The organism is Clostridium sp. TW13, assembly GCF_024345225.1.
Lineage (GTDB): Bacteria > Bacillota > Clostridia > Clostridiales > Clostridiaceae > Inconstantimicrobium > Inconstantimicrobium mannanitabidum.
In genome coordinates this window covers 1284500-1301940 of sequence record NZ_BROD01000001.1, presented here as the reverse complement: position 1 = coordinate 1301940, position 17441 = coordinate 1284500, and the positions used below count along the sequence as shown (strand labels likewise).

16 protein-coding genes and 1 riboswitch are annotated in these 17441 nt (G+C 30.8%); of the genes, 2 read left to right on the top strand and 14 right to left on the bottom strand.

What is annotated here, in order from left to right; translation table 11 throughout:
* Nucleotides 1-53: 53 nt before the first annotated feature.
* The 7 genes from OCU47_RS06245 to OCU47_RS06215 all read right to left on the bottom strand — a co-directional run bounded on the left by OCU47_RS06245 (nt 54) and on the right by OCU47_RS06215 (nt 7190).
* Nucleotides 54-1277, bottom strand: coding sequence for an RtcB family protein (locus OCU47_RS06245; protein WP_261830591.1), 1224 nt, complete (start codon nt 1275-1277; stop codon nt 54-56).
* A 411-nt stretch (nt 1278-1688) separates the two neighbouring features.
* A complete protein-coding gene (locus tag OCU47_RS06240; protein WP_261827735.1) occupies nt 1689-2321 on the bottom strand; it encodes a hypothetical protein in 633 nt (210 codons plus the stop codon).
* Between the two features lie 242 nt (nt 2322-2563).
* Nucleotides 2564-3274, bottom strand: a complete 711-nt coding sequence (locus OCU47_RS06235) for an ABC transporter ATP-binding protein (RefSeq protein ID WP_261827734.1) — start codon at nt 3272-3274, stop codon at nt 2564-2566.
* The gene (locus OCU47_RS06230; RefSeq protein ID WP_261827733.1) at nt 3267-4037 is read right to left on the bottom strand and encodes an ABC transporter ATP-binding protein; all 771 of its coding nucleotides are present in this window, start codon (nt 4035-4037) and stop codon (nt 3267-3269) included. Before OCU47_RS06230 ends, OCU47_RS06235 begins: the two co-directional genes overlap by 8 nt.
* A gap of 3 nt (nt 4038-4040) precedes the next feature.
* Nucleotides 4041-5096 carry a branched-chain amino acid ABC transporter permease gene (locus tag OCU47_RS06225; RefSeq protein WP_261827732.1) on the bottom strand — a complete coding sequence of 352 codons (1056 nt, stop codon included), beginning with the start codon at nt 5094-5096 and terminating at the stop codon, nt 4041-4043.
* Nucleotides 5097-5101: 5 nt separating this feature from the next.
* A complete protein-coding gene (locus OCU47_RS06220) occupies nt 5102-5995 on the bottom strand; it encodes a branched-chain amino acid ABC transporter permease (RefSeq protein WP_261827731.1) in 894 nt (297 codons plus the stop codon).
* A 31-nt stretch (nt 5996-6026) separates the two neighbouring features.
* The gene (locus OCU47_RS06215) at nt 6027-7190 is read right to left on the bottom strand and encodes an ABC transporter substrate-binding protein (RefSeq protein ID WP_261827730.1); all 1164 of its coding nucleotides are present in this window, start codon (nt 7188-7190) and stop codon (nt 6027-6029) included.
* 749 nt (nt 7191-7939) lie between these two features.
* Between OCU47_RS06215 and OCU47_RS06210 the strand changes: the two genes are divergently transcribed.
* Together OCU47_RS06210 and OCU47_RS06205 are read left to right on the top strand one after the other, a co-directional pair.
* Nucleotides 7940-8500 (top strand): P-loop nucleotide/nucleoside kinase family protein, encoded by a 561-nt coding sequence (locus OCU47_RS06210; protein WP_261827729.1) that lies wholly within the window; start codon nt 7940-7942, stop codon nt 8498-8500.
* 108 nt (nt 8501-8608) lie between these two features.
* Nucleotides 8609-8783: riboswitch (Lysine riboswitch) on the top strand.
* A 224-nt stretch (nt 8784-9007) separates the two neighbouring features.
* A complete protein-coding gene (locus tag OCU47_RS06205) occupies nt 9008-10489 on the top strand; it encodes an amino acid permease (RefSeq protein ID WP_261827728.1) in 1482 nt (493 codons plus the stop codon).
* A 52-nt stretch (nt 10490-10541) separates the two neighbouring features.
* Here the strand turns inward: OCU47_RS06205 and OCU47_RS06200 are convergent, their stop codons facing one another.
* The 7 genes from OCU47_RS06200 to OCU47_RS06170 form a co-directional block, all read right to left on the bottom strand.
* Complete coding sequence (locus OCU47_RS06200; RefSeq protein WP_261827727.1) at nt 10542-11255, bottom strand: M48 family metallopeptidase; 714 nt, start codon at nt 11253-11255, stop codon at nt 10542-10544.
* A 166-nt stretch (nt 11256-11421) separates the two neighbouring features.
* Nucleotides 11422-11883 carry a GNAT family N-acetyltransferase gene (locus tag OCU47_RS06195; RefSeq protein ID WP_261827726.1) on the bottom strand — a complete coding sequence of 154 codons (462 nt, stop codon included), beginning with the start codon at nt 11881-11883 and terminating at the stop codon, nt 11422-11424.
* Nucleotides 11884-12080: 197 nt separating this feature from the next.
* On the bottom strand, nt 12081-13739 hold the full coding sequence (aspD, locus tag OCU47_RS06190) for an aspartate 4-decarboxylase (RefSeq protein ID WP_261827725.1): 1659 nt from the start codon (nt 13737-13739) through the stop codon (nt 12081-12083).
* A gap of 227 nt (nt 13740-13966) precedes the next feature.
* Nucleotides 13967-14482 carry a hypothetical protein gene (locus OCU47_RS06185; protein WP_261827724.1) on the bottom strand — a complete coding sequence of 172 codons (516 nt, stop codon included), beginning with the start codon at nt 14480-14482 and terminating at the stop codon, nt 13967-13969.
* Nucleotides 14479-14667 carry a hypothetical protein gene (locus OCU47_RS06180; RefSeq protein WP_261827723.1) on the bottom strand — a complete coding sequence of 63 codons (189 nt, stop codon included), beginning with the start codon at nt 14665-14667 and terminating at the stop codon, nt 14479-14481. Before OCU47_RS06180 ends, OCU47_RS06185 begins: the two co-directional genes overlap by 4 nt.
* Before the next feature lie 180 nt (nt 14668-14847).
* Nucleotides 14848-16692, bottom strand: a complete 1845-nt coding sequence (locus OCU47_RS06175) for a hypothetical protein (protein WP_261827722.1) — start codon at nt 16690-16692, stop codon at nt 14848-14850.
* A gap of 64 nt (nt 16693-16756) precedes the next feature.
* Complete coding sequence (locus tag OCU47_RS06170) at nt 16757-17287, bottom strand: hypothetical protein (protein WP_261827721.1); 531 nt, start codon at nt 17285-17287, stop codon at nt 16757-16759.
* Between the last annotated feature and the right edge of the window lie 154 nt (nt 17288-17441).

The following is a 17441-nucleotide window of genomic DNA, read 5'->3' as shown; positions in this document are numbered from 1 at the left end:
AAGTATTCATGGGAACAATATATATCTTATATTCACTTATCTTAAATCCAAATTTATGCTTGAGCCTTAAAATTATAAATTGGTTTAATTATTTCTATGATATCAACTGTTTCTAAAATATTATTAATTATTTCTTCTTTTGGCTTATAAACCATCGGTGCCTCATCAATCGTATTTTCTGAAACTGATGTAGTATAAACACCTTCCATGGACGCTTTGAATTCTTCTAAACAAACCTTCTCTTTAGCCTTAGTTCTACTCATAACACGTCCTGCTCCATGAGGTGCTGAATAATTCCAGTCTTCATTTCCTTTTCCTATAGCAAGTATGCTGCCATCCCTCATATTTAATGGAATTAATAATTTTTCACCTTTATAAGCTGAAACACTTCCCTTTCTAATAATGTTATCTTTGAAGTTTATATAATTATGAATTGTAGAAAATGATTCAAATTCTTCAAATCCTTTATTCAACAACCTTTTTAATATTATATCTGCCATTGTATTTCTATTTAAAGTAGCATACTGTTGGCAAATATCCATATCATACAAATAATCTTCTTTATATTTTCCACTTAGAAAGCATAATTCTTTAGCATAACTTGGCTTTAACTCATCATATAGTCTCTTCAACGCAAGTAAAGCACCTTGTATCTCTTTTCTACGTCCTTCTTTCTTATATTCTTCAATTATTTTGTCTCGTTTTATAAAATAATCTTCTTTTCCACTGCACAAATCAATTGCTAAGTTTTGATACATATCTGCTACCTGTGTGCCTAAATTTCTGCTTCCAGAATGTATAACAAGATATTTTGTCCCATCACTTCCTTCATTAATCTCTATGAAGTGATTTCCTCCACCTAAGGTACCAATACTTCTTTCAATTCTCTTAGTTTTTTTTAGATTCCTATAACACTTTAAATTTTGTAATTCAGGAAACTTAACCATTCTTCCTTCATGAACATTCATTCCTGATGGAACATGTTGATGAATAATGTTATCTAACTTTTCTAGATCTATTTGAACTTTTCCTAAGTTTACCGTTAACATTCCACATCCAATATCTACACCTACAATGTTAGGAATAACCTTATCTCCTAAATCTGCTGTAAAACCTATAACACAACTTGCTCCTTTATGTGTGTCTGGCATTATTCTTACTTTACATCCTTCAGTAAAAGACTGATTACACAATTCTATTATTTGATCTACTGCTTCTTTTTCTATATTATCGGTAAATACTTTTGCAGTATTATATTTTCCCTTAATCTCCATAATAATTAACTCCTTAATTAAAATAAATGTATTGAGTTTTAGTTCATAAATATTAGAGATGATTTATGGAGTTGCACCATAAAATACTCATATCATCACATTATCATCAATAATAAATTTAATTGCAAACCATACTGCTTTGTGGTATTTAAAAGATACTCTACATTAACTCTCGTGACCATTACCCAAAGATTTTAAAGATTCTTTATCTTTATTATTTATTCTTTGACAACTAAAGAACTGTAATCTTTAAGGTTTAATCTTTAATCCTTGAACTTTGAACTTTTCTTTTCCAATCCATAAATAAAACCTAAGAGATTTATTAACCCATAAATCAAGGGAATGTAGAATTTATAAAATTTCATATAATTTGCAATTTATATTATTTTAGTAACTTTTATATACTAGCTTCCCTTAATCCTCAACTTCTATAAATGTTGTGGCATTAGACTCACTAAGTACAAAATCAATGTTATTTTCAAAATCTTCAATTTCTAACTGAAGTTTTTTTATTTCTTTCTCAATCTCAAGCCCATCAACCAGCTCCCATTCATTTTGCTCCTTATACTGATTAATGAAGCCATCCACTCCTGAAGACTTATTTTGTTTATCAGATCCTAATATAATTTCAATCTGCTGATTAATATTTATCTCTACTTCTGCATTCTTTCTATTTACATTTGCCATGTTGAGATTATATTGAGCTATTAATTGATTTAACAAATCTTTTTTATTTTCTATAATCTTCTTATTTTCAATTGCTTCTGCTACAGTATACTCCTTACCTCCAACAGTAACTATGGTCTTAGCATTTGATAATACTATTAATCTCTTTATTTTAGTTCTTCTATTAATTAGATCATTAATTGATTGATATTCACTCTTAACACTCTCAACAAATTTTTCTTTGGTTGAAGTTGTATCATGCACATTTGTAGCAGATTTTTTCTTGCTTCCTACAAACTTTGTCTCTTTAATACTTCTTGCAATTCTTTTATCTAACATTTTTAATTCGCTTAAACCTCTATGCACTGACATCTTTATCATAATTGTGCCCTCCTCTAAATTACCTATTTATAAATATTCACTATCTATGCTTTTAATCCAGTTCTTAACCACAAGATTTATTATAATCATATATAAAATTTGTTACAGACAAAAAGTTTGCAACTTTTAGCATTAATACCATATAATTTTTGTTCACTAAACTAATGCAGAGGCAATTATTGCAAAAAAATAAGGTGCAATAAGCACCTATTTTCTCACTATATTTATATTCATATCTATTTTTATAATTGTTCACCAAGATAAGCCTTCTTAATCTCATCATTGTTTAGAAGTTCTTTACCTGAACCTGTTAAAGTTATTTTTCCAGTTTCCATTATATAGCCTATATCAGCTATTTTTAGAGCTGCATTAGCATTTTGTTCTATTAATAAAACTGTCATGCCTTCTTCATTTATCTTTTTAATAATTCCAAACAACTCTTTTACTATTATAGGTGCAAGTCCTAAGGAAGGTTCATCCATCATTATTAACTTAGGTCTTGACATAAGCGCTCTTCCTATAGCAAGCATTTGCTGCTCTCCACCTGAAAGAGTACCTGCTGCCTGCCAAGTTCTTTCCTTTAATCTTGGAAACAAAGTGTATATCTTTTCTAAATCTTCTGCTATTCCCTTTGCATCCTTTCTTGTATAAGCACCTATCTTTAAGTTTTCAAGTACTGTAAGGTCTGCAAAAACTCTTCTACCTTCTGGAACCAAAGCTATTCCCTTGCTTACCATGCTTTCAGTACTTAATTTTATTAAATCTATACCTTCATAATTTATGGTACCACTCTTAGGTTTAACAAGTCCCACTATGGATTTTAATGTAGTACTCTTTCCAGCCCCATTAGCACCAACTAAAGTTACTATCTTGCCTTTTGGTACTTCTAAGCTTATACCCTTTAAAGCTTCAATTCCACCGTAGGACACTACTAAATTATCTATCTTAATCATCTTCAGTTACCCCCAAATATGCATCAATAACCTTCTTATCATTTTGAATTTCAGAAGGCGTACCTTCAGCTATAGTAATGCCATATTCAAAAACTTGAATTCTATCAGATAAACTCATAACCATATTCATATGATGCTCTATCATGAATATACTCAAATCAAACTTATCCTTTATTTCTTTAATAAAAGCAGTAAGTTCATCTGTTTCAGTAGGATTCATACCTGCTGCTGGTTCATCAAGAAGAAGAAGCTTTGGATTTGTTGCAAGCGCTCTTGCTATTTCAAGCTTTCTTTGCTTACCATATGGCAGTGAACTTGCCTTTTCATCCTTTAAATCCTCCAAGCCTAATTCTCCAAGTAAATCAAGAGATTTTTTAACCATTTCTTTTTCTTCTCTTCTGTACTTTGGTAACTTAAGTATAGCCTCTAGAAAATTAGACTTAATGTGAACATGATTTGCAATTAATACATTATCAAGCACGCTTAAATCCTTGAATAGTCTTATATTTTGAAAGGTTCTTGCTATACCTGTTTTTGTTATAAGGTCTTGCCTCATTCCAGTAACATCTATATCATTAAAGATTATCTTTCCCTTGGTTGGAGTATACACATTGGTTATCATGTTAAAAGCTGTAGTTTTACCAGCTCCATTTGGTCCAATTAATGAAACAACTTCGCCTTGATTAATCTTAAGATTAAAGTCTTTAACTGCAGTAAGACCTCCAAATTGCATAGTTGCATTTTCTACATTCAATAGTGCCATATTCTATTCCTCCCCGTGCTTTAGAGGTTTTTTATTAAAAATTCCAAATAGAGATTTCCAAGTAATCTCCTTTGTCCCCATAATTCCATTTCTAAAGAATAATACTATAATCATAAGTAAAACTGAAAAAACTACCATTCTAAGTCCAGATATTCCTGTAAATTTGAATAAAAACAAATCAATTGGTTTTTCCATATCTAAAAATCTTAATACTTCTCCTAAAATTGTTACAAAGAAAGCTGAGATAATTGTCCCAGTAATACTTCCCATACCTCCAATTACAATTATAAGAATTATATTAAATGTAAGAACAAACTTAAACATATTCGGATCTATAGTTCCCATTAAGCTTCCCAAAAGTCCTCCACCTATTCCTGCAAAAAAAGCACCAACAATAAAAGATATAACCTTATGTTTAAATAAACTTATTCCCATACTTTCAGCTGCAATTTCGTCTTCTCTTATTGCCTTTAAAGCTCTTCCGTAAGAACTATTAATTAAAGACACAAGAACTATTATAGTTACAATTGCAATTCCAAAGGTCCAATATAAATTTGTATTATGAGGAATTCCTCTTAGTCCTAAGGCACCGTTAGTTACATTTTGAACATTATTTAAAATTATTCTTATTATTTCTGCAAAACCTAAGGTTGCTATAGCTAGATAGTCTCCTTTAAGTCTTAAAGCTGGAGCTCCGATTAAAAAGGCTATTAATGCAGCTACAAGCCCTGCTATTACCAATGCCACCACGAAAGGTAATTGGATATTATTTAATGGAGCAATTAATGGCTCCATAAAGAAATTTTGATTTTTTACCTTTGTAGACATTGTAAGAAGTGCAGTTGTATAAGCACCTATAGCTATAAATCCAGCATGTCCTAAAGAGAATAATCCTGTAAAACCATTAATTAAATTTAAACTAAGTCCAAGAATTGTATATATCGCACATAGATTTAAAATTCTTATTCTATATGAATCAAAGTAGTAATTTGCAGCTAATAATAGTAAAAATACAACTGCAATAAGAGCTATATTTAAAAATTTATTTTTCGCTTTCATATCTATTACACCTTCTCTGTTAGATTTTTGCCCATTATTCCTGTAGGCTTAAATAACAATATTACAATTAAAAGTACGAAGGCAAAGGCATCTCTGTAACCTGTTAATCCTGGTAAGAAAGCTACTAACATAATTTCCCCAATTCCAAGAATAAAGCCCCCAATAACTGCCCCTTTAATATCACCGATACCGCCTATAACAGCTGCTATAAAGCACTTTAATCCTGGGATCATTCCCATAAGTGCAACTATTTGCGGATATTTAGCTGACCACATCATAGCTCCTACAGCTGCTAACATTGAACCTATAGCAAAAGTAAAAGATATTACTCTGTTAACTTTTATTCCCATAAGCCTAGCAGTTTCAACGTCCTTTGATACTGCTCTCATTGCCATACCTATATTTGTATTATTAACTAAATGTAATAGTCCAAATAATAATAATGCTGTTACTAAAGGAATTATAAATGTAAGATTTTGAATTGAAACTCCGCCAATAACAATTCCATCAGTAAGTATCTTTGGTGTTGGGAAGGCCTTTGGTCTTCCACCAAATAAAACTACTGCTAAATTTTCAAGTAAAAACGAAACACCAATAGCAGAAATCAATATAGAAATCTTGGGTGCATTTCTAAGAGGTCTATAGGCTGTAAATTCAATAGATACACCAAGAACCCCTGTTAATGCTATGGCTATAATAAAGGCAAAGTACCAAGGAAGATGGAAGGTTGCTACTCCAAAGAATGCAAAGTAGGCTGCCATCATAAATATATCACCATGGGCAAAATTTATAAGCTTTAATATTCCATAAACCATAGTGTATCCTATAGCAATAAGAGCATATAAACTTCCCAGAGAAATTCCATTTGTTAAATGTTGCATAAATATACTAAAAGTCATGTTCTCTCCCCCTAATTTATTTTTAGATATCTTATTCTGGTTTTATTGTATCAAGATAAGTAAACTTTCCATTCTTAACTACCTTTAATACTGCATCCTTTACTGCGTTATTATTTTCATCTATAGTAATAACTCCTGCAGCACCAGGATAATTTTTAGTTTTAGCAATTTCATCTCTTATCTTTACTGGATCTGTAGAATTTGCTCTTTTTATTGCATCTAATATAACTAAGTAAGCATCATAAGACAATGCAGTAACTGCTGATGGTTCCTTATTATATTCTTTTCTATAAGCATCTAGGAATGTCTTAGATTCTTTGGTTATAGGTGTTTCACTAGCAAAGAAAGTTGAAAATACTGTACCTTCCACTGCTGATCCTCCTATTTCAGTAAACTCAGGTGTTTCCCAAGTATCCCCACCTATTATTGGAGTTGTGATTCCTAATTGTCTAGCTTGCTTAATTATTAAAGCTCCTTCCGTAAAGTTTCCTGGAGCAAAGATTACATCTGGATTCTTTCCTTTTATATTTGTAAGCTGAGCTGAAAAATCTTGATCCCCTGTGTTGTAACTTGACTTAGCAACAATTGCATTCTTATCCCCTGTAATTTTTTCAAAAGCATCTGTGAAGAATTTACAAATACCAACTGAATAGTCACTAGATACTTCTTGAAGAAGTGCAACCTTCTTAGCCTTTAATTTTTGAGCCGCATATTTTGCCATTACTGTTCCTTGAAAAGGATCAATAAAGCAAACTCTAAAATAATAATCATTTCCTGCAGTTACTAAAGGATTTGTACACGAAGCTCCAACCGCTGGAACTTTTGCTTCTTGAACTATGTCTCCTGCAGCCATAGAATTTCCACTTCCCCAACTTCCTATGATTGCATTTACCTTTTCTTGTTCCACAAGATTTGATGCTGCACTAGCTGCTTCAACCTTATCTGATTTGTTATCAGCAAACACTAACTCAACCTTTTTACCAAGAACTGTTGGATAAAGCTTATTTGCAAGTTTTACCCCTTCTACTTCAAGTTGTCCTCCAGCAGCATTTGCACCAGTCATAGGCTCAAATACTCCAATCTTTATAACATTGCTGTCAACTTGAACTTTAGTTTTTGATTTAGGTGTACAGCTTACTAAAATCAGTGAAGTTGTCATCGCTAATGCTAATAATAAAGAAATTTTCCTTTTCATATAATTTAGCCCCCTATGTTAGTTTAACTTTATGCACTATAAACACTAGGTTAATTTCATATAATGTTCGTGCATTATAAGAATTTTCACCAAATATCAATACTGCCAACTTTCTCTTGAAAAATTAGTAAATTATCAATATTTAGCCCAATTATTTGACGAATTACGTATTATGAACATATTATATCATAGAATTTATTATGTCAATACAGGATGTTACATGTAATTTATACAAAAATAATCGTATAAATAATCTCGGAAAACAAGATAATGTTTACATTTATTATTTTCAACTATTTATGCTTTTTTATGTAATTTTCACTAAAAAAATAGTACTAAAATTTCTACTAGGAAACTTCAGTACTATTTTGACTAATATTTTTCTCTTAAATTATCTTCCACTCTTTTGCTTTTGAACCATTCCAACAATAGCTACAATTATTGCTATAACAAGAAATACCATTGGCTTTAATAAATTCGAAGTACAAATTAAATTCTTTCCTAAATAAGAATTTTCCTCCTATTTCCAAGAAAATTATATCATTCTCAATGAAAATATCAACCTACGTTACGTTTACATTAACTCTATGTAAGTAAACGAATAGTAGAGTTCTACTTTTTATAAGATTTTTTCGATTTTTTTGTCAAAAAAGCTAAAATTCATTGTTATATTGTGATATAATTATCAATGTTGGCTTTTTACTTATCTATAATTTGCCAAGTAATTTTTTAGTTAAGGACGTGGAAAAATGAAGAAATATTTAATGCTTATAGGCTCTCCACCTGCTTGTGGAAAGACTTATGTATCAACTGAGATTGCTAAAAGACTTCCAAATCCAGTTTATTTGGACAAGGACACTATAATACCTTTATCTAAGATGGTATTTGCTGCGGCTAATGAGCCTTATAATAGAGATTCAGCATTTTTCAAAGAATATGTTAGAAATGCTGAATATGATGCAATAATGGATGTAGCTTTTGAATCTCTACAATTCAACACACATGTAATGGTTAATGCTCCATTTGCAAAAGAATTTAAAAATGAAGCTTACATCAGTAATCTAAAAGAAAAGCTTAAAGAGTACGATGCTGAGTTAGTTCAAATTTGGGTTCATTGTGATGTAGATGTTTGCCATCAAAGAATGATTGAAAGAGACTCTGAAAGAGATATTTGGAAGCTTCAAAATTGGGACGAGTATATTAGCGGTCAAGATTTTTCAATTCCTCAAGTTGAAGGAATTCATGTAGTGGACAACTCTGGTTCAGATAAAGTTCAAGCTGATATAGAGAAGGTACTAAAGGTATTATAGGATTTCCCTATAATACCTTTTTTGTATAATGATTTGGAATTGCCATATTTTTATCATTGACTTATTCATTGTTTTGATTCATAATGACTTAGTAATTAAATAGTAGATAACTGAGATAGAGGCGCGAAACCTAAGAGTAGTATTACGGAGGTAAGCTCAATGAAGTAATATGAAAGGATGTTTCGCCGAAGTGAATAGTAGATTGCTTTGAAACTATTTGCTGGTTTTATGTACAATATGCATAAAACTGTCACAAATTATTTTGTGGAGAGCTATTTTCAATGAGAATGTACGGTTTATTTAATATTTTTTAATATTGAACCTTTCGTATAATGTCATGAATATGCTTTCATGGCATTTTTTTTATTGCTCAAATATAGATATCTTAGTTACTTGCTTAGACATCTTCAAAAATATGCAAGTCAATATGTGACAGATAATGATACTTGTTTCTATTTGCAGATGTGTTATGGACTTTATTTTTTACACCCATAAGGAGGACAAACAATGAATGACGAAAAAAATGAATTAAAAAGAGGTCTACAAGCAAGACATTTAAACATGATAGCTTTAGGTGGCTCCATTGGAACAGGTATTTTTCTTGCTATGGGAGACACTCTAAATCAGGCTGGACCTGGTGGTGCACTGGTTGCTTATGGCCTAATAGGCATTATGGTATATTTTCTAATAACAAGCTTAGGAGAAATGGCAACTCATATGCCAATCTCAGGATCTTTCAGCTCCTATGCTACTAAATTTATTGACCCAGCTCTTGGATTTGCTCTTGGTTGGAACTATTGGTACAACTGGGCTATAACTATAGCAGCTGAAATGGTTGCAGGATCTTTAATCATGAAATATTGGTTTCCGCATGTAAGTGGATTTGTATGGAGCATAATATTCCTTGCAATAATAGTAGGCTTAAATGTTCTTTCATCTAAAGCCTATGGAGAATCTGAATATTGGTTTGCAGGAATAAAGGTATTTACTGTTCTTGTATTTTTACTAATTGGTGTTTTAATGATTTTAGGTGTTATAAATGCTGGAAGTGATGTAGGCTTCCATAACTACACAATAGCTGATGGCCCTTTCCATGGAGGAATAAAATCTATATTTGCTATTTTCCTAATTGCAGGTTTCTCCTTCCAAGGAACTGAACTTATAGGAGTTGCTGCTGGTGAAAGTGAAAATCCTGAAAAAACTATTCCAAAGGCAATTAAATCAGTCTTCTGGAGAATATTAATATTTTACTTAGGAACTATAATTATTTTAGGAGCTATAATACCATTTACTAAGGCAGGGGTTTCAACAAGCCCATTCACAATGGTATTCCAAAAAGTTGGTATAGCTCAAGCTGCTTCACTTATGAACGCAATAATTTTAACTTCAGTATTATCTGCTGGTAACTCTGGAATGTACGCTTCAAGCAGAATGTTATATTCAATGGCTAAAGAAGGCATGGCCCCAAAAATATTTGCAAAAACAAATAAAAGAGGTGTTCCTGTAAATGCCTTAATCATAACTACAATAGTTGCATCTGCTTGCTTCTTAACTGGTATTTTTGCAGAAAGCACAGTTTATGTTTGGCTAGTTGCAGCTTCTGGACTTGCTGGATTTATAGCTTGGGTAGGTATTGCAATCTGCCACTATAGATTTAGAAAAGCTTATATTTATCAAGGTAAAGATCTTAAAGATTTAAAATATCAATCAAAATTTTATCCTTTAGGACCTATAATGGCCTTATTGATGTGTATAATAATAATTTTAGGACAAGGTTACTCTTGTATAAAACCAGAAGGAATAGACTTTAACGGTCTAATAGCTTCTTATATAGGAATTCCACTTTTCGTTGTACTGTATGTTTGGTATAAAGTTAAACACAAGACAAAAGTTATTCCTTTAGCTGAAGTTGACCTTGAATACCATGAAGAAATTGAAAATACAGAAGATAATGCTACTGTAATAAAAACAGAAAATAGTTTAGCATAAAAATTTAAGCTTAGGATATTTGTACTATCCTAAGCTTTTATTATATATATTATTACAAATCGAGTCTCATGCCATTTTCCTTAAGCCATTGTCTCCTCTCCTGATAATCAGGAAGAATTTTACCCACTGCATTCCAAAAATTCTTAGAATGATCTTTATGAGGCATATGACAAAGTTCATGAACAACTACATAGTCGATTATATACATTGGAGCCATAACACAGCGCCAATTAAACAATAAATCATCCCTATAAGTACAACTTGCCCATCTTCTCTTCTGTTCCTTAACCCTTATACTTCTAGGCTCCTTATCAAAGAAAGTGGTGTAGTATTCTACCCTTTCACTTATCTTTTCAAGAGCTCTTTCTCTATACCATTTCTCCAAAGCTGATTTTATAAACTCTTCTTCTGCATTGTGAGTTGTAACTATGAGCTTTCCTCTCAATAATTTTACACTTGCCTCTTTATCTTGCTTACATATATTTATCTGCAAAGTATAATTTTTTCCTAAATATAAATAGGACTCTCCATTTACAGCTCTTCGTTTTATGATACTAGCATTTATCTTACTTAACTCTTCTTGCTTTTCAACTATCCACTTACCCTTTTTCTTAACCAAATTGACTACAGTTTCATCAGAAACACCTATAGGACACATAACTCTTACTTCACCTGTAGGTACTATCTGTATTCCAATTGTTTTTCTTCTGCTATGCTTAACAGTAAATTCTATTTCTTTTGTTCCATATATAAATTTGTACTTCATCTAATCACCATTTCAATTTTTTATTACTATCTTTTGTACATCTCAGTTATGTTAATACGCATTCTTTGATTACGTAATTCAACGCCATTGCTAACTCTATGTTTTATAAATTATTCCTATACCAAGAGATATGTTTTAGAATACATTTAACAATAAATTATGCTCGTTATCCCCAATTTTCTATTGCGGTGTTTGTACATTTAAATCCATTATTCAAATATAGTTGAATAGCCTCTTTATTCAAGTCTGCAACATATAAAGTAATTTCATCAATTCCTACTTCTTGCAAACTGTTAATAGCAAAAAATAAGAGTTTCTTTCCGTATCCTTTATTTTGATATTTTTTGTTAACAAATAAGTGATCTATTATATTTTCATATATCTCAACAGAACCTACCATCTCTTTATCTATAAACATAATAAAAACATTAGATTTCTTTTTATTCATTTCCTCTTGTGTATAAAATAAATCTGGGTCTAGATTGGTGGCTATACTTAACTCTCTAAAACAATCACAACAAATACTTTTATAATCATTATAATATTCATCACTATAATTAACTACATCTATATTCGAACTCACTTTTTCACCGTAATATTTCATTTCATGTACAATAACTTCAGCCATTTTTACCTCCAAAAATATAAACAATACATTTATATCTATTCTACCATTAGCTACTTGTCTAATTATGTATTATATACATCCTAATTATAGCATTAATTTCCATGAAATGTACGTATTTAAATGAAATTTAAACAATAAAAGAAAGCATAAGTAAGTTATATAAATACAATTTATACTTTTACTTATGCTTTTGCAAACTATTTATTATTTTTATTTGTGCTTTCCCAAGAAGCTACATACTCTTCCAATATTTTATGTAATTCCTCTCCAATTTTTGAGTATGCTTCATCATTAAGATTTGCTAGTGATATTCTTATTGACCACTCAGGTCCTTGAAAACCACTGCCACTTAACAATACTATAGATGAATCTTCAGCTAATCTATATAAAATATCCACTGGCTTGTAATTGCTCTGCAAGTAATCTCCAAATTCTGCACCGTAATAACAGCTAGCCCATTCTAACAAATCAAATTCAGTATAATAAGCAGTATCATATGGGTCCCTTCTTAAATCTAGACCTAACCCTTTGAACAAAAGTTTTTGTCTACGTCTGCAAATATTCTTTGTCTGCTCCTTATATATATTTTCCTTATCAAGAAGTGCAAAAGCACAGAAAAATGCCATTTGTACCTGTTGTGGAGTTGATAACCCTGCTGTATGGTTAAGTGCTACTTGACGACTATCTGCCACTACTCTATCGATAAAAGGTATATTATCAGGATCAATAGAAAGTGCTCCATATCTCTGTCTAAGCTCAATTTTCACTTCCTCTGACTGTCTTTTCAGTAATTTATCAAACACATTCTCTTCATAAAGAGCTATGGTTCCAAGTCTCCACCCTGTGACACCAAAGTATTTTGAAAAAGAATATACACCTATTGTATTATAAGGTAAATCAGCCATTAAGGAACGGAAGTTGTCAACAAAGGTGCTGTATACATCATCCGAAATAATCATCAAGTCTGGATTATCATTTTTTACTATATTAACCAAATAATCTGCTGACTCTGGCCTAATTGCAACTGAAGGAGGATTACTAGGATTAACAACAAATAAAGCCTTTATAGAAGAATCCCTAAGCTTATCAAGTTCATTTTTAGGATACTGCCAAGTATGAGTTCCATCCTTTGTTAACTCTGTTGCATTAACATATACAACTTCAAAGTTATAACGAGGCAAATGTGGTATTTCTAAATAAGGGGTGAAAACTGGTACCATAAGTGCTATTTTATCTCCATGAGCTAATAATTCATTAGCTATTAAAGTATCAAATACATAACACATTGCCGCAGTAGCTCCCTCCAACGCAAAAATATTAAATCTGCCAACAGGAGGCTTGTTATAGCAAAGCTCTTGAACAAGATATTCATGAACAATCATTTCAATATGGGTAAGCATTCTATCTGGTACAGGATAGTTATCTCCTATAATTGCATCTGTAAGCTCGAACACCCATCTATCAGGATCAAACCCTTCTCTCTTAATTCCATAATCAATTATATCTTTTAAAAGTTTTATTCCTGGCATATTATTATTCTTTTCTATAAAATCATAAAGACGCTTAGCTATTCCGTCTCTTTTCGGCATACCAGCTAAGTCACCATCATTCCAAACTCTTCTTGTTTCTTCAACTGCAAAAAGACCAAAGGTAAAAAAAGCTTCCCTTGGTGTAGCTGCTGTCCAATTTGGATTTCCTCTTCCCGCATCAAGCAAGGTATGAGCACTCTTTTTTCTTTGACCCTCTGCAAGACTTATTAATTTATTTTTAAATTCAAATGGACTTATTTTACCGTAAATATTCTCAATTTCTTCACGTTGAACATTTTTAGTTTCCTCAATCTCCATTGTTATCATAAGCAATTCTCCTTATCAAATAATATAATTACAACATATATTGTTTGATAGGACTTAATAATTTATTCTTTATTAATGAGGTATGTAATGTATAGACCTGAGTCTGTATAAAACTATTCCATAATAATGTTGGTGTACAAGTTACAATAATTTGACATTTTTTTCACCAACATTTAAGTGGAACAGTTCTATATACTCCTAAAAAAATATATATTAAATGAAGTTGATTAGTCTTTAAATAACATTGGCACCCCTTCCCAAGCCAGTTGTGGCATTTCATTCAGTCTATTCAAATAAACATATATTGTCTGATCATCACCCCAAATTCCAGATTTCGGCTTAACAGTACATAGTGTAATATGATATATTCCTTTCTCTATTTCTACTTGCTGCTCTTCAGGACAATATGAATCCCAATCCATAAGCCAAAATAAATCCTTAATACAAATTCTATTTCCTTCAACATCTATGGCTAATCTTATTTGCAATGGGTATAATTCATCTACTTCCTCTGTAGGATAGCCACTTCTAAACTTTAATGTATAATCTCCACCTGAACCAGTACAAAATCCAACTATATCTCCTTTTTTCACGTGTTTTGCTACTTGCTCTGGTTCACTATATTCATTTTGGAAATAATTATATCCTTCTTTTATATCTTTTACAGCCCCGTCAGAATAAAAAACAATTCCCATACCATCTAAAGGTAATTTAATATCAATATTTAAGTTATCATATTTCATTCGATTTCCTCCCATATTCTCTTCTGTTTTTTATAATTATTTACACCTATATAAGCGTAAGTCAATCCTAAAATTATAAATGGAATTCCTATTAAATAATTTGCGCCAATTATCTCCATTATCCCTACAAATTCAAAACAAATACTTGGAAGTAAGCGCCAAATCCATGTTTTTACTTTACTCATTGAAGTCCCCCCTTATGTAAAATAGGCAAGATATTATTTACTAATCACACCCTATATAACATTAATGATTAATTATACCATATATGTCCATAGCAATTGATTGTAAAAGAATCAATTTCACAAAAAAATCACTTGCAATTAACATTGTTAATTTACAAGTGATATCAATGGTTATCTCTACTATACTTGTTTGTTTACATTTTTCTTGAACATCTTAATTACTAATGCTTTATCTTCTTTTTCATATATATATCTATCATTAGCATCTAATTTTAATTCTTCCCACCAAACACCAGTTAATACTTTGGCTAGCTTTATCTCTGCTAAGATTCTAGTATTCTTTCTGATAATAGCTTTTTGCTCTTCTAACAATTTTTCTAATTTCTCAAAAGAAGTATCAATTTTATTTTCTCTTAAATACTCTATATATTCTTTCATTATAGTTTCAGGCTTGTTCAATTTCTTGTTTGTACTTTGCATCTTTTTTAGTAGATTGTCTACCTTAGGCAAAATACTAAAATATTTTAATCCAAACTCAAAGAACCTGCACTCATATTCATTAGAACTTTCTTCTACTACCTTATTATCTATTCCACTATAAACTCCACTTAAGTCTATTCCATATTCCTTAAGAAGCTTTATTTGCTCCTTTGAGTACTTTGCTACAAATCTACATTGAGTCTTTTGAGCTACGCTCTTGATAAAATATCTTATAACCTTTTGCTTACATTCAGCCACTCTTTGCTCATAATAAGTCTCTAACACATAACCTAAATTATCACTTTCTAAAACATAATTCCTGCTCAATACTGGTAGCTTGCATATGTTTATCTGTATTAGAGTATGATTATCTAACTTATAATTTTTATTCTTAGATATGGAAAATAAACCTTTTGTCTTTAAGTTCTTTAAAAATTTTAATGTGTCCTCAGACACTAAAACTTTAAATTTTTCTATATTTCTATCTCCATCTTTAATAATTGTCTGCTCTCTAAAAACCTTTGCATTAAAAATGTTGGTATCAAAACCAACTTCCTTAGCTTGTCTAGGATTAATAGTAACAGTGCCTTGAATTTCATACCTAACAGAAATATTCATCTTATCTTTTGAGAATACTAGATTCCTAAAACTTGTCACTACCTGCTCTTCGCTATTAGGCTTAAATACATTATAATTATCCACTACCTTTTTCCCAATTCTCTTATACTTTTCTGAAGATATTGGAATGAACATATCCTCGTTTTTCTCAAACACCTCAAGCAGATCCATAAAGCAAGGTCCACTCTCTAAAACCTCACCCTTCTCTATTATACCCTCAACAAGCCTAGCTTTTGTCCATACTTTAGGTTCTAACTCTATCTTTCTATTATGAACTGACTTCAACAACAATTTCTTGCAGCTTTCACGTTCCTTAGGCGTAAATGAATTTAATACTTGCTTGCTTAAATATTTATCCTTTAGTGATAAACTCAAGATATCTAAGGCCTCAGCTGAATTTCCTTTGCAATACGCATTATAGGCTAAATAATATAGAAGATTATTAACCTCTGAAGATATAAGTTCATCTTTTACATCAGAAGACTTATACACCTTCCCATTTATGTTAAATTCAAATTCTTTTTCTTTGGCACTCAATATATAAAATCTGTTAATAGATTTCAATATATTGATACTAAGATTATCGTTTTCTAATCTTGATTCTTTTTTTGATAAATACACTATAGATTTTCCCTCACAGCTAATATCTATAGTCTCACTGGATTTGTCCTCTATGACTTTAAACTGTTCTTTGAATTTAGGTAAATACTGATACACAGCATTCCTTGCTTCAACAATATCTTTTGTACTATTGATTTCTTCTATAAGACAATCAATATAGTTAAGGATTCCTTCTTGCCTCCTCAAAACTTCAATAAATTGATTTCTTATTGTTGAAATGTCCTTATATTTGTAAGGAACATAATTGAATTGGATAACAGTATAAGTAGTCTTTCCTACAGGTATAATAGACTTTTTTATTTTCATCCTTTCTCCTAAATCACACAAACACATGTTTTCATACTATTCTATGATTTTGAGGATGAAATCATTACTTAACATAATTATCTTTACCATTATTTCTTTTTCTGTGCTGCATATTATTACTCCTTAGACTACAAAAAACAAATAAAGGTACGGGAAAATATACGATAAAATAATATACTGCCCCCTTAGTGCCTAACGTTAACGCAGCTACTGCTAATACAAATAATATGGATGACAATAAAACTAAATTAATATATTTATATAATGTATATTTTTCTGAATCTTCTACCATTGATTTAAAGAAAACAGCTTTAAACACTTGAACTAAACAAAACTCTAGTAATACGGCAAGTCCAACATTCACCAAGGCTAAAAGTGCGAATATTGGCATTGTAAATACATTGCAAAGTACTGAAAAATCTGAACCATCAACATACATTCCTTTTACAAAACAACTCTCAAAAGAAATTTGTATATTCTTTAAGGTACCAAAGATAATTACACAACATACTATGCTAAGTACAGCATATAAAATTAAAAATTCATGCCATTTACTATCAAATGACTTTATTGGAACTTCCTTTTTACTATTCATTATTTCCTCCATATTTATTATTACTTCATGTATAACTACTTTGCTTTCTTATATTATATTGCAAATTTGTTTAAAAATTCAATTTAGTATTAATCATTCATTATTTAATTGTATTTCATTTTCTATAGGCTTAATTTTCAAATCCATGCATTTC

Bases quoted from the DNA above. Each gene is read 5' to 3' on its own strand.
- OCU47_RS06240 (WP_261827735.1), bottom strand. From the start codon at position 2,321: ATGATAAAGATGTCAGTGCATAGAGGTTTAAGCGAATTAAAAATGTTA.
- OCU47_RS06235 (WP_261827734.1), bottom strand. From the start codon at position 3,274: ATGATTAAGATAGATAATTTAGTAGTGTCCTACGGTGGAATTGAAGCT.
- OCU47_RS06230 (WP_261827733.1), bottom strand. From the start codon at position 4,037: ATGGCACTATTGAATGTAGAAAATGCAACTATGCAATTTGGAGGTCTT.
- OCU47_RS06225 (WP_261827732.1), bottom strand. From the start codon at position 5,096: ATGAAAGCGAAAAATAAATTTTTAAATATAGCTCTTATTGCAGTTGTA.
- OCU47_RS06220 (WP_261827731.1), bottom strand. From the start codon at position 5,995: ATGACTTTTAGTATATTTATGCAACATTTAACAAATGGAATTTCTCTG.
- OCU47_RS06215 (WP_261827730.1), bottom strand. From the start codon at position 7,190: ATGAAAAGGAAAATTTCTTTATTATTAGCATTAGCGATGACAACTTCA.
- OCU47_RS06210 (WP_261827729.1), top strand. From the start codon at position 7,940: ATGAAGAAATATTTAATGCTTATAGGCTCTCCACCTGCTTGTGGAAAG.
- OCU47_RS06205 (WP_261827728.1), top strand. From the start codon at position 9,008: ATGAATGACGAAAAAAATGAATTAAAAAGAGGTCTACAAGCAAGACAT.
- OCU47_RS06200 (WP_261827727.1), bottom strand. From the start codon at position 11,255: ATGAAGTACAAATTTATATATGGAACAAAAGAAATAGAATTTACTGTT.
- OCU47_RS06195 (WP_261827726.1), bottom strand. From the start codon at position 11,883: ATGGCTGAAGTTATTGTACATGAAATGAAATATTACGGTGAAAAAGTG.
- aspD (WP_261827725.1), bottom strand. From the start codon at position 13,739: ATGATAACAATGGAGATTGAGGAAACTAAAAATGTTCAACGTGAAGAA.
- OCU47_RS06185 (WP_261827724.1), bottom strand. From the start codon at position 14,482: ATGAAATATGATAACTTAAATATTGATATTAAATTACCTTTAGATGGT.
- OCU47_RS06180 (WP_261827723.1), bottom strand. From the start codon at position 14,667: ATGAGTAAAGTAAAAACATGGATTTGGCGCTTACTTCCAAGTATTTGT.
- OCU47_RS06175 (WP_261827722.1), bottom strand. From the start codon at position 16,692: ATGAAAATAAAAAAGTCTATTATACCTGTAGGAAAGACTACTTATACT.
- OCU47_RS06170 (WP_261827721.1), bottom strand. From the start codon at position 17,287: ATGAATAGTAAAAAGGAAGTTCCAATAAAGTCATTTGATAGTAAATGG.